Annotated in this window: 15 protein-coding genes and 1 tRNA gene; 4 read left to right on the top strand and 12 right to left on the bottom strand. The window is 68.8% G+C overall.

The window, feature by feature from the left end; all coding sequences use genetic code 11:
* Positions 1-67: 67 nt before the first annotated feature.
* From RU09_RS16720 to RU09_RS16735, 4 genes are all read right to left on the bottom strand, one after another.
* Entirely contained in the window at positions 68-1,192 is a 1,125-nt protein-coding gene (locus RU09_RS16720) for a 5-(carboxyamino)imidazole ribonucleotide synthase (RefSeq protein ID WP_042541967.1), read from the bottom strand.
* An 89-nt stretch (positions 1,193-1,281) separates the two neighbouring features.
* Complete coding sequence (locus tag RU09_RS16725) at positions 1,282-1,836, bottom strand: PH domain-containing protein (protein ID WP_042541968.1); 555 nt, start codon at positions 1,834-1,836, stop codon at positions 1,282-1,284.
* Between the two features lie 57 nt (positions 1,837-1,893).
* Positions 1,894-2,655, bottom strand: coding sequence for a biotin--[acetyl-CoA-carboxylase] ligase (locus RU09_RS16730; RefSeq protein ID WP_042541969.1), 762 nt, complete (start codon positions 2,653-2,655; stop codon positions 1,894-1,896).
* A 2-nt stretch (positions 2,656-2,657) separates the two neighbouring features.
* Entirely contained in the window at positions 2,658-3,941 is a 1,284-nt protein-coding gene (locus tag RU09_RS16735) for a CDP-glycerol glycerophosphotransferase family protein (protein ID WP_042541970.1), read from the bottom strand.
* Between the two features lie 151 nt (positions 3,942-4,092).
* Here RU09_RS16735 and RU09_RS16740 point away from each other — a divergent pair, with 151 nt between their 5' ends.
* Positions 4,093-5,118 carry a glycosyltransferase gene (locus RU09_RS16740; RefSeq protein ID WP_042542184.1) on the top strand — a complete coding sequence of 342 codons (1,026 nt, stop codon included), beginning with the start codon at positions 4,093-4,095 and terminating at the stop codon, positions 5,116-5,118.
* Positions 5,119-5,143: 25 nt separating this feature from the next.
* Here the strand turns inward: RU09_RS16740 and RU09_RS16745 are convergent, their stop codons facing one another.
* From RU09_RS16745 to RU09_RS16755, 3 genes are read right to left on the bottom strand one after another with little or no spacing between them, the layout of a single operon-like run.
* Positions 5,144-6,580: a CDP-glycerol glycerophosphotransferase family protein gene (locus tag RU09_RS16745; protein ID WP_042541971.1), complete on the bottom strand. Its 1,437-nt coding sequence runs from the start codon at positions 6,578-6,580 to the stop codon at positions 5,144-5,146.
* A complete protein-coding gene (locus tag RU09_RS16750) occupies positions 6,577-7,830 on the bottom strand; it encodes a CDP-glycerol glycerophosphotransferase family protein (RefSeq protein WP_042541972.1) in 1,254 nt (417 codons plus the stop codon). The genes RU09_RS16745 and RU09_RS16750 overlap by 4 nt, the downstream gene beginning before the upstream one ends.
* Before the next feature lie 53 nt (positions 7,831-7,883).
* Entirely contained in the window at positions 7,884-9,503 is a 1,620-nt protein-coding gene (locus tag RU09_RS16755) for a S1C family serine protease (protein WP_042541973.1), read from the bottom strand.
* A 100-nt stretch (positions 9,504-9,603) separates the two neighbouring features.
* On the opposite strand from RU09_RS16755, the gene RU09_RS16760 reads away from it, so the two are divergent.
* Entirely contained in the window at positions 9,604-10,803 is a 1,200-nt protein-coding gene (locus RU09_RS16760; protein WP_042541974.1) for an aminotransferase class I/II-fold pyridoxal phosphate-dependent enzyme, read from the top strand.
* A gap of 13 nt (positions 10,804-10,816) precedes the next feature.
* Here RU09_RS16760 and RU09_RS16765 read toward each other — a convergent pair whose 3' ends face one another.
* Positions 10,817-11,629: a carbon-nitrogen hydrolase family protein gene (locus RU09_RS16765; RefSeq protein ID WP_042541975.1), complete on the bottom strand. Its 813-nt coding sequence runs from the start codon at positions 11,627-11,629 to the stop codon at positions 10,817-10,819.
* A 78-nt stretch (positions 11,630-11,707) separates the two neighbouring features.
* Between RU09_RS16765 and RU09_RS16770 the strand changes: the two genes are divergently transcribed.
* Positions 11,708-11,781, top strand: a tRNA-Met gene (locus tag RU09_RS16770).
* A 229-nt stretch (positions 11,782-12,010) separates the two neighbouring features.
* On the opposite strand, the gene RU09_RS16775 is transcribed toward RU09_RS16770, so the two are convergent.
* Both RU09_RS16775 and RU09_RS16780 read right to left on the bottom strand, forming a co-directional pair.
* Entirely contained in the window at positions 12,011-14,908 is a 2,898-nt protein-coding gene (locus RU09_RS16775; RefSeq protein ID WP_042541976.1) for a UPF0182 family membrane protein, read from the bottom strand.
* 46 nt (positions 14,909-14,954) lie between these two features.
* Positions 14,955-16,049 carry a YlbL family protein gene (locus tag RU09_RS16780; RefSeq protein WP_156145961.1) on the bottom strand — a complete coding sequence of 365 codons (1,095 nt, stop codon included), beginning with the start codon at positions 16,047-16,049 and terminating at the stop codon, positions 14,955-14,957.
* 116 nt (positions 16,050-16,165) lie between these two features.
* On the opposite strand from RU09_RS16780, the gene RU09_RS16785 reads away from it, so the two are divergent.
* Positions 16,166-17,581: a zinc-dependent metalloprotease gene (locus RU09_RS16785; RefSeq protein WP_042541977.1), complete on the top strand. Its 1,416-nt coding sequence runs from the start codon at positions 16,166-16,168 to the stop codon at positions 17,579-17,581.
* 788 nt (positions 17,582-18,369) lie between these two features.
* Here the strand turns inward: RU09_RS16785 and RU09_RS16790 are convergent.
* On the bottom strand, positions 18,370-20,091 hold the full coding sequence (locus tag RU09_RS16790; protein WP_042541978.1) for an ATP-dependent helicase: 1,722 nt from the start codon (positions 20,089-20,091) through the stop codon (positions 18,370-18,372).
* Positions 20,088-20,987, bottom strand: a complete 900-nt coding sequence (nudC, locus tag RU09_RS16795) for an NAD(+) diphosphatase (RefSeq protein WP_042541979.1) — start codon at positions 20,985-20,987, stop codon at positions 20,088-20,090. The genes RU09_RS16790 and nudC overlap by 4 nt, the downstream gene beginning before the upstream one ends.
* Positions 20,988-21,016: the final 29 nt, after the last annotated feature.

Below are 21,016 nucleotides of genomic sequence, written 5' to 3' on the forward strand. Positions count from 1 at the left end.
AGTCACCCACTCAGGCTACGGTCTGGTGCTGGGAGAAACCCCGAACGGCACACCCCTCGACGCACCCTCAGTCGAAGTGAGCCGCTGCCGCACGGGCCACGTACACCGCATCGTCGAGGTCGTCGCCTGTCACGTTCACGTGTCCGACCTTGCGGCCAGGACGCGGGGCCTTTCCGTAGGTGTGGATCTTGGCCGACGGATGCGCCTCCATCGCTCCCGCGAAGCGTTCGCCGAGCGAGCCGCTCTGCGGCCCTCCGAGGATGTTCACCATCACGGACCAGGCGGCGTGAGGCGCGGTGTCGCCGAGGGGCAGATCGGCGACTGCACGCAGATGCTGCTCGAACTGTCCGGTCACGGCGCCGTCCTGGCTCCAGTGGCCGCTGTTGTGCGGGCGCATCGCCAGCTCGTTCACGAGGATCCGCTCGTCGTCGGTCTCGAAGAGCTCGACCGCGAGCATGCCCGTGACCCCGAGTCCTTCGGCGATCGACCGCCCGATCTCTTCGGCGACCTGCGCGAGACGGTCGGTCGCATGCGGCGCCGGCGCGATCACCTCGGCGCACACGCCCTCGCGCTGCACGGTCTCGACGACCGGATAGGCGACGATCTGGCCGCTGGGACGGCGGGCCACCTGCTGCGCGAGCTCGCGAACGAATCCGACCAGCTCCTCGACCAGCAGGGCCTCGCCGTCGGCGAGCCCGTCGAGCCAGTCCTGAGCCTCGCTCGCCGCTCGGACGACGCGCACGCCCTTGCCGTCGTAGCCACCGCGCGGCGTCTTCACGACGCCCTGCCCGTCGTGCTCATCGAGGAACGCCTGCAGCTCGGACGCATCGCGAACCGGCGCCCAGTCGGGCTGAGGAACGCCGAGTTCTTCGAGCCGCGCCCGCATGAGGAGCTTGTCCTGGGCGAACTGCAGAGCATCGGGCCCGGGGTGCACCGCGACGCCCTCGGCGACGAGAGCCCGCAGCACCTGCTGAGGGACGTGCTCGTGGTCGAAGGTGACGACGTCGACGTCTGCGACGAACGCGCGGACGACCTCGAGGTCGTGATAGTCGCCGACCTCGGTCGCGGCGAGTTGCGCCGCCATCCCCTCGTCTTCAGCGAGCACCCTCAGGTCGAGTCCGAGCTCGACCGCCGGAGCGATCATCATCCGAGCCAGCTGGCCTCCACCGATCACACCAACGCGCAGCGCCATGGGCCGCCTCCATTCGTCCTGACCATTCTCGCGCATCGGCGCGCACGCCGTTCACTCGTCGCGCCGACCACGGCCAAGCGAGGCTCTGCTCAGAACCCCGCGGTCCCGTCGTTGCCCGCCTGCGCATCGCGGTGCGCCAGGATCTGACTGACCTCGATCTGATCGGCCAGCGTCTCGTGCACGAGCGTCACGTTCGGGACGTTGGCGAGGCGCAGCGGCGCGTCGACCCCGTTGGACAGGGTGATCGTGCCGACTCCCCACATCCGCTGGATCACGCCGCGGCGGACGCCGATCGTATAGCCGCGAGCGTGCGACATCTCCTGCCTGTTGCGCGCACCGATGCCGTGGTTCACGATGACCCGCCGCGTGGTGAGCGTCACCGAACGCGAGTACCAGACGACCCAGGGCACGACCACCAGCAGGAGGACGATCGCTGCGGCCGCGCTCAGCAGCATCCAATTCTCGAACGGCGCCGGGAGATTGTCATAGAAGAAGGTCGTGGCCCCGAACACCGCGACCAGCACCAGCGCGGACCAGAACAGCCTCCGGGCATGTGCGCGGAACCGAGCGATGAGCAGTTCTTCGGCGGGCGCACCCGGCGGTGGCATCGTCGGCCTTCCGCCGAGAGTCACGGGCTGAGTCACCCCTCCATTGTGCCCGTAACCGCCGACATCGCCGCTCGCACGCCGGGCGTGTCAGGGTCACGCCGGCCGGACGTGCACCACATCGCCCGCGGAGATCGGCCGCTCAGCGCCCTCCGCCAGCACCAGCAGTCGACCGTCGGCATCGAGTCCTGTGGCTGTTCCGACGAGCACGGAGTCGCCGGGGAGCAAGACCTTCACGTCGAGACCGATCGTCGCGCAGCGCTCGCTCGCCGCGGCATGAAGGCCGCTCGAGACGGCATCGCCCGCTGCGGCGAGGTCGGCGACCAGCTGGTCGAGCGCTCGCAGATAGGTGGCGAGCAGGCGATCGGCGTCGACCTCGACGCCGATCACGGCGAAGGAGGTCGCCGTCGGCACCGGCAGCTGAGACGCTGTCATCGCCGTGTTCACACCCGTTCCCACGACCACGGCATCCTGTGTCGCCTGCGCCAGGATCCCGCAGATCTTGCGACCGTCGACCAGCACATCGTTCGGCCACTTGACTGCCACCGCGTGGTCGGGAAGCTGCTCGGCGATCGCATCCGCCATCGCCACCCCGGCGGCGAGCGGGATCCAGCCGCGCGCATCGGCCGACGGCAACCTCCGCAGCAGAACGGAGACGGCGAGCGACGCGCCCGGCGCGGCCGTCCAGGAGCGGCCGAGTCGACCGCGACCCGCCGTCTGGTTGTCGGTGAGGAGCACCGACAGGTGCGGGCTCGAGAACGACTCGCGCGCGCGTTCGCTCAGGATCTCATTGGTCGAGCCCGCGTCGGTCAGCACCTCGAGATGCGAGGCGACTGCAGCGGTGAGCGGAAGGTCCATCGTCAGACCTCCTCTTCGTCGGCCTCTTCGTCGTCGTCGTCCTCGTCGCCGCGCACCGCCCCGACCTCGTGCGCCTGCCACTGATCCCACTCCTTCATGAGGCGCTCGATCGCGGCGTGGAACTTCTCGGTCGCGGCACCCGGCGTCGTGTCGCCGAAGTAGTGCTGCACCCACATGCGCAGCCTGGCGATGGCCACCTCGTCGGCACGGACGCGTTCGACCTCGGCGACGATGTCCCCCGCAGCGTCCGCGCTGAGCCACTCGCAGTCCGACAGGTAACCGTTGGTGTCGATCGACGCACGCTCGTCTGCCGGTCGCGTGATCATCAGCGGCTTGCCCACGGCCAGGCGGTCGTAGACCATCGCCGAGATGTCGACGACTGCGACATCGGCGGCAGCCAGCTGCCATCCGAGCTCCGCCCCGTTGTCGTACACGTGCTGGGCCGTGGGGTCGGCGGCGTTCGCCGCGGCGATGGCCGCGATGATGCGACGGTGTGCTGCGCCGTACTCGTCGTCGATGACCCCGCTTCGGGGGTGCGGCCGGTAGATCACGCGGTGTCCGCGGGACGCGAGCAGCGTCGTGACCAGTGTCTCGCCATGCGTGGCGATCGACCCGTAGTGCGCGCTCGGGCGGTCGCCTTCCCACGTCGGGGCATAGAGCACGACCGTGCGCTCGTCGGGCACGTACGGGAGCGTCCCCGAGTAGTGGTCCGCCTGCGGGCGGCCGATCTCGATCGTGCGCCGATCGATGTCCCAGTCCCAGAGCGTCCGCGACAGACGGTCGCGTGCGGCCTGCCCGGCGACAAGCGCATAGTCATACGCCTTGTACTGATTCGTGGTCATGTACATCTTGTCGGACTCGCCATGGTTGATGAACACGTGCCAGCGCCTGCCGTAGCGGAACATCTGGAAGTTGCGGGTGTTCTGGTTCACGTACAGGACGACGCGGATGTCCTGCGATGAGATGAACCTCTCGAGGTCACGGATCGTGGGGACGAAGGCGACCGGGGGGCCGTCTTCGTCGAGCAGCTTGTCGGCACCCGTCGCCGAACGGGACAGCACGACGACCGGCCACCGCTTCGACAGCTCGGCGAGCGGGCGGTACCACTGCCGCATCTGGTACATGTTCACGTCGCCGTCGGCGAAGTAAACCGCCACCTGGTAGTGCTCCGGCTGGTGCGGTTCGCGTTCGGCGAGGCGCCGTCGCACTCGCTGTACAGCCTTGCGCGAGGCGAGCGCCCGCTTCAGCAGACGGTAGGCCTTCTTCACGTCGGACACTGCACCCATCCCTCCAGGATACCGAGTACGAGCGGTCGAGCCGACGGCTTCCCCGAGACCCTCGCTGTCTCGAATCAGCGAACGTCCGAGCAGCGCATGCCATGATCGTCATGTGCCTGACAACGACATCGCCACCCCCGAGAACGGAGTGTCGTTCGTCATGCCCGTGCTCAACGAACGCGCCTACCTGGAGCACGCGATCGCCTCCGTGCTGGCGCAGGAGCTGAGCGTTCCGGCCGAGCTCGTGCTCGCGCTCGGGCCGTCCACCGATGGCACGACGGAGCTCGCTCAGCGTCTCGCAGCGGAGGACGACCGGATCCGGCTCGTCGACAACCCCGCCGCGCACATCCCGGTCGGATTGAACGCGGCGATCCGGGCCAGCCGCTTCGCGACGATCGTCCGCGTCGACGCGCATTCCGAACTCGCTCCCGGGTACGCGGCGCTCGCGCTGCAGACCCTCGAGCGCACGGGCGCTGCCAACGTCGGCGGCGTGATGCGCGCTGACGGCCGCACACCGTTCCAGACGTCGGTGGCGCGCCTCTACAACTCGCCGGTCGGTCTCGGTGGCGGCGCATATCACGGCGGCACTCACGAGGGTGAAGCCGAATCCGCCTACCTCGGCGTCATGCGCCGGACGGTGCTCGAAGAAGTGGGGCTCTTCGACGAGTCGATCCGCCGCGGCGAGGACTGGGAGCTCAATCTCCGTATCCGCCAGGCAGGGCACCTCGTCTGGTTCGACCCGAACCTCTCCGTGACCTACTGGCCACGTGAGAGCTGGCTGCGCCTCGCGCGTCAGTTCCGGGCGACCGGAGCATGGCGCGGCGAGCTCGTGCGCCGATACGGGCGCCGCAACGGCATCCGCTTCTTCGCTCCCCCTGCGCTGGTGGTCCTCGTCGCCGTCGCCGTCGTCACCGGGATCCTTCAGCTCACCGGCGTCCTCACCGGAGTGCTGTCGCTGATCGTCTCGGCGGTCGTCTATCTGCCGCTGGTGGCGTACCTCATGCTGGTGATCGTCGTCGCGTGCCTGCCCGGCGGGGGTGGCCCACGGCAGAGGCTCTGGACGCTGCTCGTGCTGCCGACCATGCACCTCTCGTGGGGCCTCGGCTTCCTCGGCGGCGTGCTGCGCGGTGCTCGCGACACCGTCGACGCATCGCGTCTCGGCACCCGCAACACGCCACTCCCCTAGCGCACCGCCGGCGGTGCGGGTCGAATCACCTGGTGACGTACCCCTGGTCGAGGATGCGCGCGACGACCCGCTCCGCCGAATGCCCGTCGTCCCGCGAGTTGAACTGCGCCCGCCAGGCGGCGTAGCGCTCGGCGTAGACGCTCTCATGCGCGCTGTCGGCGAGCGCGGCGACGAGTTCGTCCTGGGAGTGCACGAGCGGCCCCGGCGCGCGCGTCGCGAGATCGAAGTAGAACCCTCGGAGCTCTCCTCGGTAGTGATCGAGGTCCGGCACGAGGAAGAACATCGGCTTTCCCGTGACGCTGAAATCGAACATCACCGACGAGTAGTCGGTGATCAGGACGTCGGCCGCGAGCAGGAGCTTCGAGGTCTCGGGATACCCGGTGACATCGATGACACGGGCACCGGCTCGATCCCGCCCGGTGTCGATCGTGCGCGAGTGACCACGCACGAGCACGACGGAGTCCGTCTGCCTGGCGAGCTCCTCCGGGTCGATGAAGTCGACCATCTCGGTCAGATCATCGCGCCACGTGGGGGCGTACAGAAGCACCCGCTCGCCGTCGGCGATGCCGAGGTCGCCGCGGATGCCGGCGGCGTCACCGGTGACGAGTGCGTCGTTCCGCGGATACCCCTCGACCCAGATCGGTCGTCCGAAGAACGCGTATGCCTTGCGCAGAATGCGCTCAGAGTAGGTGTTCTGCGCCAGAAGCACGTCCCAGCGGCGGGACTCCTTGACGACGGCCGCCATGCGGCGAGGGTCGAATCCGGGTCGGTGCAGCGCGAGCCGCTTCAGCGGAGTGCCGTGCCAGGTCTGCAGCACCTTCTGCCCCGGCTTGCGGACGAACCTGCGACGCAGCCAATCGTTGACGACCAGCAGCCGCGACGCTGCACGGGCCCGCCACCACTCCGGGCTGCCCTCGACGACCGCGATCGCCCCGTCCGGAACCGCCACGGACAGGTCGACGACACTCCAGTAGCGCACGACATCCGGTGCCTGCGCGAAGAGGGCGCGGTCGATCGCCTGAGGGTTGCAGCCGACGGTGCGGCCGTAGAAGCTCTCGAAGAAGACCGCGTTCTCGGTGGCTCCGGGATGCGCGACATAGCGCCCCTCGAGGGTCGCCTGCCCCTCACTCGTCTCATACGCAGGGTCGATCGGCGCAGCGATCCGCACTGTCGCGCCGTCGACGGCGATCCGCACACCCGCCAGCACCTCCGGGGCGATGAGGAGATCACCGAACTCGGCACCCGCGATGCGCAGCTCGTAGTCCCCCGTGGGAAGCGGCAGCTCCTGGCCGCCCCACCGCGACGCGCGCAGCGGGAACGTCGCCTTCCAGGTCTTCCCTCCGCCGGTGACCCGAGCGTCGACACGGGCCCGCGGCCCGATCAGCTCCGCCGTGGTCGGGCGCTGACCGGCGCCTGCGATGACCAGCGTCTCTGCCGCCTCATCGATCCTGGCCGTGGTCATGCTGCTCCCTTCGGCGCGGGGATCCCCCGCGCACGGATTTTCTCGTAGACGCGCCGGGTGTTGCCTCCGTCGCGGAAGGCGTGCATCTCCGCGCTGAGCGTACCGGAACGCTCGGACTGCGCGGCGAAGACGTCGTCATCGTCCAGCAGCGCCGACAGCTGCGGCAGAAGCGCGTCCCAACTCGTCGGGGCGTCCTCGCCCGCGACGTCCTGGAATCGGCCGTAGAAGCCTCTCGTGCGGGCATAGTCCTCGGCGTCAGGGGCGAGGAAGAGCACCGGCATCCGCAGAAGCCCCACGTCATATGCGAGCGACGAGTAGTCGGTGACCAGGACGTCGACCGTCGGCAGCACGGGCGTGACATCGGAGAGCACTCCGGATCCGAGCATCCTGACCCGTCGGCTGGGCAGCGGAGGCGCGTACCCGCCCTCGCCGAGCGGGTGGGAGCGAACGAGCAGCACAGCGTCACTCTCTTCGAGCACCCGGATGATCTGCACCCACTGGGCAGCCGTCGGGACCGCCGGGTCGTCAGCTCCGTCACGCCATGTCGGCGCATAGAGGATGATCCGAGAGCCGGTCGGCAGTCCGCCGAGCGCACGGTCCAGAACGTCGGATGCCTTCGCCCGACGCTCGATCGGGTCACCCGACGACAGCACGTCGACACGCGGCTCGCCGGTGACGACGACTCGGCCGTCACCGAGCGCGAAGGCCGACTCGAGACGCCCCCTCGAACGGTGCGACGCTGCCGGCAGCACTCGGATGCGCTGAGCCGCACGACGGTAGAGGATGCCGATGAGGCGGCGCAGGACCGGAGCCCCGGGGATGTCCGGGACCTGAGTGGTCGCGGGCGAGTCCAGACCGATGCGCTTGAGCGGGATGCCGTGCCACAGCTGCACGACGAAGGCACCGGACACCGCATAGCGGTTCACGTCGCCGAGTCCATGCGTCACCACGACGACGCCGGCGCGCGCCGTGGCCCACCAGCCTCGCAAGCTGTTCTTGCGCGTCGTGCGGATGCCGAGCGCCGCGGCGTCGCTGTCCTCCCGCTCGGAGGACGTCAGCCACACGGTGTCGTGCCCTTCTGCCGCGACGAGGCGCTGCAGGGCGAGAGCCCCGTCTCCGACGCCGGCCCCGCACCCGAACACCCAGCGCGTGCCACGAGGGATGACGAGCGTGCCGGCGCGCCCTGCGAGGTAGAGCGGTATCCGAAGCAGCTTGGCCGCATTGCCGGAGCCGAAAGAGAAGGACGCCACCCCGCGAGCCTATCGCGGGGTGACGCCCTTCTCGGTGAGCGGGATCGCCCGAGTCAGCCGGCGAGCTCGCCCAGGGTGACCTCGATCTCGTATTCCTTGCCTCCACGGATGTAGGTGACCTTCGCGTCGCTGCCCGCGGCGGCCGCGCGCACCTGCGCCGTGAGGTCGCTGGCGCTCGTGATGGGCACTCCGTTGAAGGCGGTCACGACATCGTCGGCCTTCAGCCCGCCGGCCGCGGCAGCGCCGCCCCCGGTGACCTCGGCGATGTACGCCCCCGAGACGTCGGCGTTCTCGACGCTGGCGGCGTCTCTGACGGACGCTCCGAGCAGGCCGTGGCTGGCCGCACCATCGGCGATGATCTCCTCCGACACGCGCTGGGCGATGTTGGCGGGAATCGCGAACCCGATTCCGATCGAACCCGACTCCTCCGAGCTCCCGGAACTCGCGATCGCGACGTTGATGCCGATCAGCTCGCCCTTGGCGTTCACGAGCGCACCGCCGGAGTTCCCGTGGTTGATCGCCGCATCGGTCTGGATCACGGCGATCGAGATCGATTCCGAGCTCTGCTGCGAGGTGTTGCCAGGCAGATCGAACTGGAAGGGGCCTTCGCCCTCTTCGGGCGTCTCCTGCTCGTTCTGCGGAGCATCCTCCGACGACGAGTCGGGGAGAGCGGACGACGCGATCTGGATGCTGCGGTTCAGGGCGCTGACGATGCCGGTCGTGACCGAGTTCGACAGACCGAGCGGCGCTCCCAGAGCCACCGCGGTGTCACCGACGTTGAGCTTCGACGAGTCGGCGAAGTCGATCGGAGTGAGATCCGTCGCATCCTCGAGCTTGATCACGGCGAGGTCGTAGATCGGGTCGGTCCCGACGACGGTCGCCGAGAAGATGCGGCCGTCAGAGGTGGTGACCCGGATCGTCGGATCGGCCACGGCACCGCCGAGGGTCACCACGTGGGTGTTCGTGAGCACGTAGCCGTCGTCGCTGATGATGACGCCCGACCCGCTGCCACCCTGGTCGGAGCCCGCCACCTCGATCGTGACGACCGACGGGAGTGCCTCGGTCGCGACGGCGGTGGTCTCGTTGACCGACCCGGGGTTGTTGACGGTGATGGTCTCGGGGCCCTGGGCGACGCCCGTCGACCCCTGATCCGAGATCCCGTTGAGGATCGCTCCGCCGCCGAACCCCGCGACGCCGCCGACGAGGGCGGCCGCGAGCACGATCGCGGCGAACTTCACTCCGGCGCGGGGCTTCGTCTCCTTGACCTTGGTGGAGCCATCGACCGGCTGGCCGGGCTCGGCCGCGGTGTGGAGACCGAATGCCGCACCGGGCGACGTCGCGGTCGGGCCGCCGACGGGTGCCTGGTGCTGTCCGGCCTGGGGTCCTGGCTGGTGCTGTCCTGCCTGATGTCCGGGAGCTCCGAAGTAGGGCTGGGGCACCGTCTGGGCCACGGGTGCGACCGGGGCGCTCGGAGCCTCGAATGCCGGTGCCGGCGACGACGCGAACGTCGGGGGGACGTGGTGTCCCTGGTACGGCCCCGGAGCGGCGACGGTGCCTGGGGTCTCAGCGGCGGCATCCGTCGTCGAACGGTCGACGACCTCTGCTGCCTCGGTGGACGGCGCTGCGTCATTCGACGCAGGTGCCGAGTGGTCCTGGGTGCTGTCTTCGTTCATGGTGTGTGCTCCTTCAACAACGCCCTCTTAGAGTGACGCCTGTATCTGTGCGTTTCGTATGGCGAAGATGAGTTTCACCTATGGCCTTAGCCTGTTCTTCATGAGTGTCATCCCCGGAGCATGGCGGCGCACGGCAGCGGGAGCCGGTCTGCTCGCACCAGACGGAAGCGTCGCGCCCACCATCTTCGCAGAGATGTCCGCTGCTGCGGCTCGAACCGGTGCGATCAATCTCGGGCAGGGGTTTCCTGACGAGGACGGCCCCGCGGAGGTGCTCGCGGCTGCCAGGGAGGCGATCTCCCGCGGGATGAATCAGTACCCGCCCGGCAGAGGGACCCCCGATCTGCTCGACGCCATCAGCGAGCACCAGCGTCGCTTCTACGGACTGGACGTGGACCCCTCGCGCGAGGTCATCGTGACGGCCGGCGCGACAGAGGCGCTGACCGCGACTCTGCTCGCCCTCATCGAGAGTGCGGACGACGAGGTCGTCGTCTTCGAGCCTTACTACGACTCCTATGCGGCCGCGGTCGCTCTCGCAGGTGCACGACTGCGCACGGTGCCGTTGAGAGCCCCCGACTTCCAGCCGGATCTCGAGCGCCTGGCGGCCACGGTCTCCGACCGCACACGCATCATCCTGATCAATGATCCCCACAATCCCACGGGTGCCGTCTTCGATCGCGAGGTGCTCGCGGAGGTCGTCCGTCTCGCGGAGCTGCACGACGCGATCATCGTCACGGACGAGGTCTACGAGCATCTTGCGTTCACAGGTCCGCACACCCCGATCGCGACGCTCCCCGGCGCCGCAGAGCGCACGCTCACGATCTCGTCTGCGGGCAAGACGTTCTCGGCCACCGGCTGGAAGATCGGATGGGTGCACGGCCCCGCGGAGCTCATCACCGCGGTGCTGACGGTCAAGCAGTACCTGACGTATGTGAACGGCTCGCCCTTCCAGCCGGCCATCGCGGTGGGCCTGCGGCTCGGAGACGACTTCTTCGCGGGTGCAGCGGCGACGCTGGCGCACAAGCACGAGATCCTCGGCGAGGGACTCCGTGATGCGGGGTTCACCGTGTTCGCGCCGCAGGGCGGCTACTTCACCGTCGCCGACGCGTCAGCGCTCGGCGGAGCGGATGCGGCCGAATTCTGCCGCGCGCTCCCCGAGCGCGCGGGAGTGGTGGCTATCCCGCTGACTGCCTTCGTGTCGGAGGCGCACCGAGAGGACTACGCCGGACTGGTGCGCTTCGCGGCGTGCAAACGCGTGGAGATCCTCGAGGAGGCGGCGACGAGGCTCGTGTCGAGCTTCTGACCTCTCGGCCGAGTCAGCGCGGTCCGACGGCGTATCTGCGCACCCGCAGCGAGGGATTCACAGCGCGCACGCGCTCGATGGTCGCCCGCTCGACGGCCGCGACCGCGATTCCCTCGGTCGTTCCCACTCCGGCGAGCACGACCCCCTGCGGATCGATGATCTGCGAGTGACCGACGCCGATCGGGGTCGGATGGTCGGCGGCGATCACATACGCGGTGTTCTCGATCGCTCGCGCCGCGAGGAGCGTCGTCCAGTGATGCTCCTTGAGCGGACCGCGCACCCATTCGGCCGGCACCACGAGAGCGTCGGCGCCGGCGTCGATCAGGGTGCGCGACACCTCGGGGAAGCGCAGGTCGTAGCAGGTCATGAGCCCGAAGCGGATGCCGGCGAGCTCGAAGGTGGCGGCCCCCAGATCGCCTGCTTCGATCCAGTCCGACTCGGTCTGGCCGAACGCGTCGTACAGGTGCTGCTTTCGGTAGCTCGCGAGGATCCCGTCGCCGCGCACGGCGACCACGGTGTTGTGGACATGCTGGGCGTCCGAGGCGGTCTCGACGAGACCCGCCACGATCACGACGCCGTGGTCCGCCGCGAGCGCCGTCAGGGTCGACACGAAATCACCGTCGAGACTCTCCGCATTCGCCGCAAGGGACTCGTCCATCGGATCCACGAAGTAACTCGAGTACTCGGGGAAGACGATCAGCCGCGCACCCCGCGCCGCGGCATCCGCCGTCAACTCCGCGATGCGGTCGCGATTGCCTTCTCGCGACGACGTCGGCGCGAACTGGCAGACGGCGACGGGAACGGCGGCGGAAGCGGTCTCGGTCATGCTCACATCCTCCCCCATCGCGCCGGCCGCGCCTCGATTCGCGGACTCCTGATTCCCGTGTTAGGCTATAAAACGTGCCGCGGGGTGGAGCAGTTCGGTAGCTCGCCGGGCTCATAACCCGGAGGTCGCAGGTTCAAATCCTGTCCCCGCAACGAGAATGCGACACAAGAAAAGCCCCTGATCGGGAGAAATCCTGATCAGGGGCTTTTCGCATGTATCCACGCGCTGCTCGGCGACCGAGCGACTCCGGAGCGGTCATCCGGCCTAGGACGCGAACCACCCGGCCACCTTCGCCGGCGGCGTCCCCGATACAGCTCGTGATCCTGCCGGATACGACGGATGCCGCCCCTCGAGAGGAGCGGCATCCGGCACTGCAGAGGGTTACTCCCCCGCGCCCTGTTCCAATCCGAGCAGCGTGTTCACAGCATCCGTGAGCCGCTTGTCGGCCTCGGCGAACTTGGTCAGGTCGCCTTCCTTGAGCGCTGCCTCGCGGTCGGTCAGCGCTTGCTGCGCGGCCGCCAGGGCCTCGGCCTCGGCGTCGGTCGGCACGGTCGGCTCGGTCGGGACCTCACCGGTGTCCGGATCGGGTTCGGTCGGTTCGACCTGATCGTCTCCACCGGCCGCGCCCGCGTCACCCCCGAAGAGGGTGTCGAGCGCCGCGGTCAGCGTGTCCTCGAAGGCGACCTTGTCTCCGAAGGCCACGAGGACCTTCTGCAGACGAGGGAGCTTCGTGCCCTCGGAGGACTGCACATAGACCGGCTGCACATAGAGCAGACCGCCACCCACGGGAAGCGTCAGCAGGTTGCCGTAGAGCACCTCGGACTCTCCCTGCTGCAGCAGGTTGAGCTGCGGCACCACAGCGGTGTCGGAGTTGTAGGTGTTCTGCACCTGGCCGGGGCCGGGCACCGTCGTATCGGTGTCGATCTCGAGCATCCGCAGCTGACCGTAGCCTTCGGCCTTGACGCCCGCCTCGGATCCTGCGTCCGAGTCGACGGCGAGGTAGCCCATCAGCACGTCGCGGTTGCCACCGCTTCCCGTCGCCGACGGGATGAACGTCGAGAACATCGAGAACCGCGGGGAGTCCTGCCCCGGCATCTGCATCGTCAGGTAGTACGGCGGCTGCAGGACCGCGTCGCTGCGCGGGTCGTTGGGCGTCTGCCAGCGGTTGTCCTGCTGCGCGAACGAGCCCGCGGTGTCGATGTGGTAGATCCCGAGGATGTCGCGCTGGACCTTGAAGAGGTCGGTCGGGTAGCGCACGTGGCTCATGAGATCAGCCGACATGTCGCTCACCGGCTTCAGCGTCGAGGGGTAGATGTTCTGCCATGTCTGCAGCACCGGATCCTCGTCGTCCCAGGCATACAGCGTCACAGAGCCGTCGTACGCGTCGACCGTGGCCTTGACCGAGTTGCGGATGTAGTTGATGTCGTCGATCGCGAGCGTGGGCGACGGGAGGTTCGAGTCGGCGATGGCCTCCGACAGGCTCACGTTCGTCGAATACGGGTAGGTCGCGCTCGTCGTGTAGCCGTCGACGATCCAGACCACGCGTCCGTCGACCACGCTGGGGTACGGGTCGCTGTCGAGCTCGAGATACGGTGCGACCTTCTGCACACGCGTCTTGGGGTCGCGGTCGTAGAGGATCTGGGAGTCCTCGTTCACCAGGTTGGAGAACAGGATCTGCTCCGACTGGAACTTCAGAGCGTAGAGCAGCTTCGTGAAGGTGCTGCCGATCTGCGGTCCGCCGTCGCCTTCGAACGTGGTCTTGGTCTCGGTCGAGCCGTCCTTGCCGCGCGGGTAGTCGATCTCGACGGGGTCGGTGCCGTCCGGCGAGCCGACGATCGAGTACTCGGGCGAGTTCTCGCCGAAGTACACGCGCGGCTCGAACTTCTCCTGCTCGGTGAGGAAGCCCGCGGACGGGATGCCGCGCTCGAGGAACACCGGCTCGCCGTCGGACGTGCGCTGGTTGCCCGCTGCGACCACCAGGCCGTAGCCGTGCGTGTAGACGGCGGCGCGGTTGTTCCAGTTGCTGACATCGACGCCTTCCATGTCGAGGTCACGGACGGACACCACGGTGTCCTGCATCTCGCCGTCGATCTCGTAGCGGTCGACGTCGAGGTTCTGCTGGAACTGGTAGTACCCGCGGTACTGCTCGAGCTGGCGCACGGCCGGGCTGATCACGGCGGGGTCGACGATGCGGATGGATGCCGTCGTCTCGGCGTCCTCACGCAGCTGGCCGGCCTCGGCGTCGGTCTCGGCCTCGAAAGGCGTCGTCTCGAGGTCGGCGACCCCGTACGCCTCCTTCGTGCCGTCGATGTTCCGCTGGTAGAACTCCGCCTGGTACGCGTTCTGGTTCGGCGCCACCTGGAAGGTGGTCACCGCCCACGGGAAGCCGACGCCCACGACGAGCGAGGCGACGATCAGCAGCGCCGTCGCGGCGAGGGGGAAGCGCCAGCGACCGATGATCGCCGTGACGAAGAAGAGGATCGCGACGATCGCCGCGATGATCGTGAGGATCGCGAGACCGGGGATCGTCGCGTTGACACCGGTGTACGCAGGACCGACGATGCGGTCGTCCTGGGCGACGAGGGTCTTGTAGCGGTCGAGCCACAGGCTCGCCGCCTGCACGAGCAGGTACAGACCCGCGATGATCGCGAGCTGGATGCGGGCGGGCTTCGAGATGCGCAGCTCGCCCTGGCCGATCCGGACGGAACCGTAGAGGTACGACACGAGGGCGGTCACGATGAGGGTGAGCAGCAGGACCGCCGACACGAAGGCCAGGAGGATCGAGTAGAAGGGCATCGCGAACATGTAGAAGCCGGTGTCGACACCGAACTGCGGGTCGACGGTGTCGGTGGCGACGCCGTTCACCCAGAGCCAGACGGTCTTCCACTGGCTGGCCGCGGAGAAGCCCGCGAACAGACCGAAGAAGATCGGCATGCCCCACATCGCGAGGCGGCGCAGCGGCTCGATGACCTCCTGGTATCTGTCCAGCTGCGAGCTGAGCCGCACGTAGACGGGGCGCAGCCGGTACGCGAGCTGGATGGCCACGAACAGGGGCACTGCCATGCCGAGGAATCCGACGACGAACATCACCGCCGTGGCGATCCACTGGGTGGTGAGAACTCCCTCGAAGCCCACCTGGTCGAACCAGAGGTATTCGGTGTAGAGCGACGCGAAGACGAAGAAGCCGGCGATCAGCGCGGCGATGATCGCCAACGAGATGCCGAAGATTCGTCGCGAGGTTCGGGGAGTGGCCGGGTTCGGTGCAGAAGTCGAGGTCACCGTCCCATCCTAGGCACGCCTTACTGTGCTGCGGCTGTCATCCCTGTCACGGGGAGGTCACGACGTCGCATGACGGCAGGGATCCGACGTCACCGTCCTCGGCGATCACATCGAGCGCGGCGAGCGATTCCTCCAGGCTCGACGTGCTGATCACGGTCAGGCCGTCGGGGATATGGCCGGTGACCTCGTCGCAGTTCGTCGACGGTGCGAGGAAGTACTCCGCCCCCGCATCTCGAGCGCCGTAGAGCTTCTGCCGGATGCCGCCGATCGGTCCGACGGTGCCGTCGGCTTCGATCGTGCCGGTGCCCGCGACATTCTTCCCGCCGTTGAGCTCTCCCTCGGTGACGGTGTCGATGATGCCGAGTGCGAACATCATCCCGGCACTCGGGCCGCCGACGTTGTCGAGCTGGAGCGTCACATCGATCTCGAAGTCGTAATCCGTGCGCAGGGTCACGCCGATCAGCCACGTCGTCACGTCGCCGTCGGTCTGCTTCGCCGGCCTCACCTCGACGACCTGCTCTTCGCCGCCGCGCTGCACGGTGAGCTCGACCGGCGCACCGGCAGCATCCTGGATCGCCTGACGCAGCTGCTTGGCCGAGGCCACTGCGGTGCCGTCGACGGCCGTGATGACGTCTTCCGCCTCGAGAGCGCCCTCGGCCGGCGCATCCTCGACGACCTCCTGCACGACGACCTCGGCTCCGGTGTCGTAGCCGAGCTCGTTGAGCGCCGCGGCTGTCGCCTCGTGCTGCGAGTCGACCATGAGCGTCGCGTTGCGTTCGTCCCGCTGCTCTGTCGTGACGCCCTCGGGGAACACCGAGTCGAGAGGGACCACCGCTCGGGAGGAGTCCATCCAGGCCAGCGCGAGTTCGAACCAGCTCGGCGTGCGCTCGCGGTTGCCGACGACCTGCACCGTCGTGAGGTCGAGCGATCCGGCGGTCTCGAACGTCTCGGTGCCTTCGACCTGGATGAGCGGAACCTGCTCGCCGTCTGCGCCCGCCGCAGTGCCGAGGGTGTCGTAGACCGGGCCGGGACGCTGGATGACGTACGGCGTCGGGAGGAAGGTCAGCACGACGAGCGCGATCAACGCGACGACCAGCGCCCAGACGCCAAGTCCGAGCTTCACAGGCCGGGTTCGATCCACAGGTTCCTCCGTCGTTCGCGGGCGGCGTACAGCGATCTGCCCGCTTCGGGGTCTCGCGGCCGATCCTGTGACTAGCGTAGATGCCACGGCTTTAGGCGTGCTGAGAGGCGAGCGACATGTCAGACAACGACCCGACCCCCGAGGACTTCCAGGAGTTCCTCCGACGAATGATGTCCGGCCAGGGTGCCGGCGACATCGACCCCGAGGCGCTGCAGAACGCCTTCGCGGGCATGGATGGAATCCAGTTCGACCCGGCGATGATGCAGACCATCATGTCGCAGCTGCAGGGCGCGTTCGGCGGCGACGCCTGGGAGAACGCGCTGCGTCAGGCGCTGCACATCGCCAACCGCGACGGCCTCGGCATCACCGACGGTTCGCGGAGCTCGCTCGTCGACTCGTTCGCACTCGCCGACCTGTGGCTCGGCGAGGCGACGACGATCTCCGAGCTCAGCGAGTCGCCCAAGGCGATGACACGCGGCGAATGGGTCGAAGCGACCCTCCCGGTGTGGAAGGAGATCGCCGGCCCGGTGTCGACGAGCATCGCCGATGCGCTCACCAGCGCCCTCGACACGCAGGTGCCCGAGGAGATGCGCGACGTCGTGCAAGGCGCCGGCAAGCTCATGCGCGGTCTCGGCGGCTCGGTGTTCGCCGCCCAGTTCGGGCAGGTGCTCGGCAACCTCGCGCTCGAGGTGGTGTCGGGCGGAGACGTCGGCATCCCCGTGCTTCCGGCCGGAACCGCGGCTGTCATCCCGCAGAACCTGACGGCGTTCGGCGACGGTCTCGAGATCCCCGAAGACCAGATCACCCTCTACCTCGCGACCCGCGAACTCGCCTACGCCCGGCTGTATCGCCATTCGAAGTGGCTGCACCTGCACGTCATGGCCCAGATCACCGACTTCGCACGCGGAGTCACGGTCGATGTCGATGCACTCGAAGACGTCGCGAGCCGCCTCGACCCCTCGAATCCCGAGGAGCTCCGCGCGGCCATCGAGGGCGGTGCTCTGCTGCCCACGCAGACGGAGGCGCAGCGCGAGGCCCTCGCGCGTCTCGAGAACCTCGTGGCGACGATCGACGGCTGGGTCGACGTGGTGACGGCTCAGGCGACGTCTCGCCTCCCCGATGGGGCACGGATCGCCGAGGCGGCCCGCCGTCGCCGCGCGGTCGGCGGTCCGGCCGAGGACGCTCTCGGCGCGCTCGTCGGCCTCAAGCTGCGGCCTCGTCGTCTGCGCGAGGCCTCGGCCATGTGGCAGGCGGTGACCGACGCCGCCGGCATCGCAGGACGCGACGCGCTCTGGGACTACCCCGACCTCATGCCCACCTCGGAGGACATCGACGACCCGTCTGCGCTCATCGCACGACTTCAGGCGAGCGCACGAGGCGAGCAGCCCGTCGCAGATGAGTTCGACGAGGCCCTGGCCCGTCTGCTGGACGGCGACGACTTCTCGAGCGAGCAGCCGGAGAGATCTGACGCCTCGGAGGATGAGCAGGACTCCGACGGCGGTGACGGCCCGGGAGGCGATCGCCCGGTGTGAGCGGGGCGGGAGCGGGGTGCGCTGACTTTTCCACGGATGCCCGAGACTCCCCCACCGGAAGTTCGGCTTTGCGCAGAATCGAGGGATGTCTCCTCTGACACCCAAGACCATCACCCGCCTGGATCCCGCCGTTCCGCTGCTCTGGCGAGACGGTGAGACACTGCAGATCGGCATCGAAGGCACGCTGCGCATCGCGGCGTCCGAGCCGTGGGTCGAGCGACTGATCGGTCGGATGGCTGCCGGGTTCCGGCGCACGGCCTTCGATGTGGTCGCGCACGCCGCAGGGGCACCGCGCGCGGAGGCACGGATGCTCCTTTCACGACTCGAACCGCTGCTCGTCGACGACGCCCCGGCGCCGAGGGCCGCATGGGTGGAGAGCATCGACGTCGCCGACGCGCGCTGCGACTACCGCATGCGCGAAGCACTTCTCGACGAGGGGATCGCCGCCGGGGCGCGGGAGAACCCCGCCGACATCGGAGTCGTGCTCGTCGAAGGCGCAGCAGCCGCCCTGCACTTCGCCCGCTACCTTCGCGACGACACCTCGCATCTCCCCGTGGCACTCGAGCGAGGGCGGACGACCGTCGGCCCCCTGGTGGTGCCCGGCGAGACCCCCTGTCTCACCTGCCGCGACGAGCACGAACGCGAGCGCGACGACGCCTGGCCGCGGATGCACGCGCAGCTCATCGGGCGAGCGTCGGGTCCGATCAGCGTCGCTCGGATCGCGGACGCGGCGACGCTCGTCGCGCGGCTCCTTGCGGAGACGTCATCAGCGGGCTCGTTCGTCGACGTCAGCGGCGATGGCCGGCGCGAGTGGCGTTCGGTGACGTTTCATGCAGAATGCCGGTGCCGCGCGCAGTCGTTCCCATCTCTGCCAGGAACCGCGACGGCGCCCGCTCCCCTCGCCCCGCTGAGCGTGACCACGACAGCGAGAGAGTACGCGCGGCCCGCGTGACGCCGACGTAGGCGAGGCGGCGTTCTTCGTCGATCGCCTCGAAGCCGGTGGCGTACGAGATCGGAAGCGCGCCTTCTGCCCACCCGGCCAGGTGGACGTGCGGCCATTCGAGACCCTTGGCGGCGTGCAGTGTCGAGAGCGTCACGGTGCGCATCGTGGGCTCGTGCTGGTCTTTCGCCCGTGCCATGAGCGCATCGCTGAAGGTGCGCAGGTTCTCGTCCGGCCCCGCATCCTCGGCGAGACGCAGAATCGCGCGCCGAGCCTCCCACCCGTCGCGCTGCGCGCCACCGGCCGCGGGTGGCTCGTCGGAGAGCCCCAGCTCGCGGAGGACTCGCTGAACACCCGGGAGGAACCCCTGCTCCGTCGGGGCGACGGCGGCGGCCCTCAGCGCCAGGATCGCCTGACGCACCTCCGGCATGGCGAAGAACCGCGTTCCGCCCAGCACCGAGGTCGGGATCCCCTCTGCGGCGAGCGCCTGCTGCAGCACCGCCGACTGGGCATGGGCGCGATAGAGCACCGCGATCTCCGAAGGCGACGCGCCGGATTCGATCCGCGCCGCCACGGCAGCGGCGATCCCCTCGGCCTCGTCGCGCTCGGAGTCGTAGGCCGTGACCGTGGGTGATTCCGCGTTGAACGTCTCTCTCGCCGGGATGAGCTCGAGCGCGCCCGGCCGACCCTTCATGAGCGCATTGGCCGCTTCGAGGATCGGCGCCTGCGAACGGTAGTTCGTCTCGAGCCGCACGACCGTGGCATCCGGATGACGCCGCTCGAACTCGAGCAGGAAGCGCTGTTCCGCGCCGGCGAACGAGTAGATGGTCTGGCTCGCATCGCCGACGACGCAGATGTCCTTACGGTCTCCCAGCCAGAGTTCGAGCAGTCGGTTCTGGAGCGGAGAGACGTCCTGATACTCGTCGACCGTGAAGTGGCGATACTGCTCGTGCACGGAGGCGGCGACGCGCGGCTCCGCTTCGAGCATCCCGGCGCATGCGAGCAGCACGTCCTCGAAATCGAGTTGGCGCCGCTCGTCCTTCAGCGCCTCGTAGCGCTGCTGCAGCTCGACGAACTGCGCGGAGTCGATCCCGCTCACCGTGCGACCGAGCAGCGAGTGCTGTTCGACCGAGAGCATCGACACCTTGCGCCATTCGATCTCGGACGCGATGTCGCGGAGGGTCGCAGTGCTCGGGCGCAGACGCATCGAGTCCGCAGCCTGGCCGAGCAGTCTCACCTTGTTGTCGATGATCGACGGCGCGGGCGAGCCGGCCAACGTCGGCCAGAAGAAGTTGAGCTGGGCGAGCGCGGCGGCATGGAAAGTGCGCGCGGCGACCCCCTCGACACCGAGAGCGCGCAGGCGTCCCCTGAGCTCTCCCGCGGCCTTCGCGGTGAAGGTGACCGCCATGACCCGAGACGGCGAGTACGCCCCGGTGTCGACGCCGTGGGCGATCCGATGGGTGATCACACGCGTCTTGCCCGTTCCCGCGCCGGCCAGCACGGCGACGGGACCACGCAGAACGGATGCCGCCTCCCGCTGTCGATCGTCGAGGGCTTCGAGCGCGCTCACGCGCGCTCCTCGAACCACTCGAGGATGAGTGCGCGCGCGATCGATGCGGGCCCAGGCAGACCGACCGGTCCGTCGCCTGCGAGAGCGGACCCGATCTCGTCGCGAGAGAACCAGCGCACGTCGATGATCTCCTCGCCGTCCGGACGCAGCACGTGATCGTCCAGCGCCACCGCACGGAAGCCGAGCATGAGCGAGCGGGGGAAAGGCCAGGGCTGAGACGAGACGTAGCGCAGTGAGGCCAGTCGTACGCCCGATTCCTCCTCGAGCTCCCGATGCACCGTCGATTCCAGCGACTCGCCCGCCTCGGTGAATCCGGCGAAGCAGGAGTACATCCGTCCGCCCCAGTTCGCGTTCGCCCCGAGCAGGAGCCGTTCGCCGTCCGAGCTCTCGACCGCGACGATGACCGCAGGGTCCGTGCGGGGGAAGTGCTCGCGACCGCAGACGAGGCATCGGCGCGACCATCCGGCCTGCCGCAGCTCGGTCGCTCCCCCGCAGCGGGGGCAGAACGGCGCGTCGCGCAACCAGCCGCCGAGCGCGAGGGCCTCGATGAGCAGCTCTGTGTCGCCGGAGCCGAGACGCGCGCCCAGGTCGCGAAGGCCCAGCCAGACCTCATCCGGGGCGGTGTCGACGGTGTCGCCCTCCGGCGGCAGCACCGCGAGAAGCACAGCGGTTCCGTCACCGTCGCGCCCGAGGAGCGCCCAGGTGGCGTCGACGATCTCGGAGGCCGGCACCCGCAGCAGAGTGGCCGGATCGAGATCGGCGCCCGAGATGCGCACCCGACCATCGCGCACGGCGATCACCCTCGTCGCCTCCTCTGCGCGGAGTCGATCGAGGATCCCTGGCTCGATGCGCAGATCCGCTGCGCGGTCGAGGGAAGTGCTGCTGTCGGCGATCATCGGCTCCTCTCTCACGGGCGTGGCGGAAG

Origin of the sequence: Microbacterium sp. MEJ108Y (assembly GCF_000834175.1) — a bacterium.
Lineage (GTDB): Bacteria > Actinomycetota > Actinomycetes > Actinomycetales > Microbacteriaceae > Microbacterium > Microbacterium forte.

What these genes read in the sequence shown, in the direction of transcription:
- RU09_RS16785 (WP_042541977.1), top strand. Translation starts at nt 16,166, where the DNA reads ATGTCAGACAACGACCCGACCCCCGAGGACTTCCAGGAGTTCCTCCGA.
- RU09_RS16760 (WP_042541974.1), top strand. Translation starts at nt 9,604, where the DNA reads ATGAGTGTCATCCCCGGAGCATGGCGGCGCACGGCAGCGGGAGCCGGT.
- RU09_RS16765 (WP_042541975.1), bottom strand. Translation starts at nt 11,629, where the DNA reads ATGACCGAGACCGCTTCCGCCGCCGTTCCCGTCGCCGTCTGCCAGTTC.
- RU09_RS16735 (WP_042541970.1), bottom strand. Translation starts at nt 3,941, where the DNA reads ATGGGTGCAGTGTCCGACGTGAAGAAGGCCTACCGTCTGCTGAAGCGG.
- RU09_RS16720 (WP_042541967.1), bottom strand. Translation starts at nt 1,192, where the DNA reads ATGGCGCTGCGCGTTGGTGTGATCGGTGGAGGCCAGCTGGCTCGGATG.
- RU09_RS16730 (WP_042541969.1), bottom strand. Translation starts at nt 2,655, where the DNA reads ATGGACCTTCCGCTCACCGCTGCAGTCGCCTCGCATCTCGAGGTGCTG.
- RU09_RS16745 (WP_042541971.1), bottom strand. Translation starts at nt 6,580, where the DNA reads ATGACCACGGCCAGGATCGATGAGGCGGCAGAGACGCTGGTCATCGCA.
- nudC (WP_042541979.1), bottom strand. Translation starts at nt 20,987, where the DNA reads ATGATCGCCGACAGCAGCACTTCCCTCGACCGCGCAGCGGATCTGCGC.
- RU09_RS16740 (WP_042542184.1), top strand. Translation starts at nt 4,093, where the DNA reads ATGCCCGTGCTCAACGAACGCGCCTACCTGGAGCACGCGATCGCCTCC.
- RU09_RS16755 (WP_042541973.1), bottom strand. Translation starts at nt 9,503, where the DNA reads ATGAACGAAGACAGCACCCAGGACCACTCGGCACCTGCGTCGAATGAC.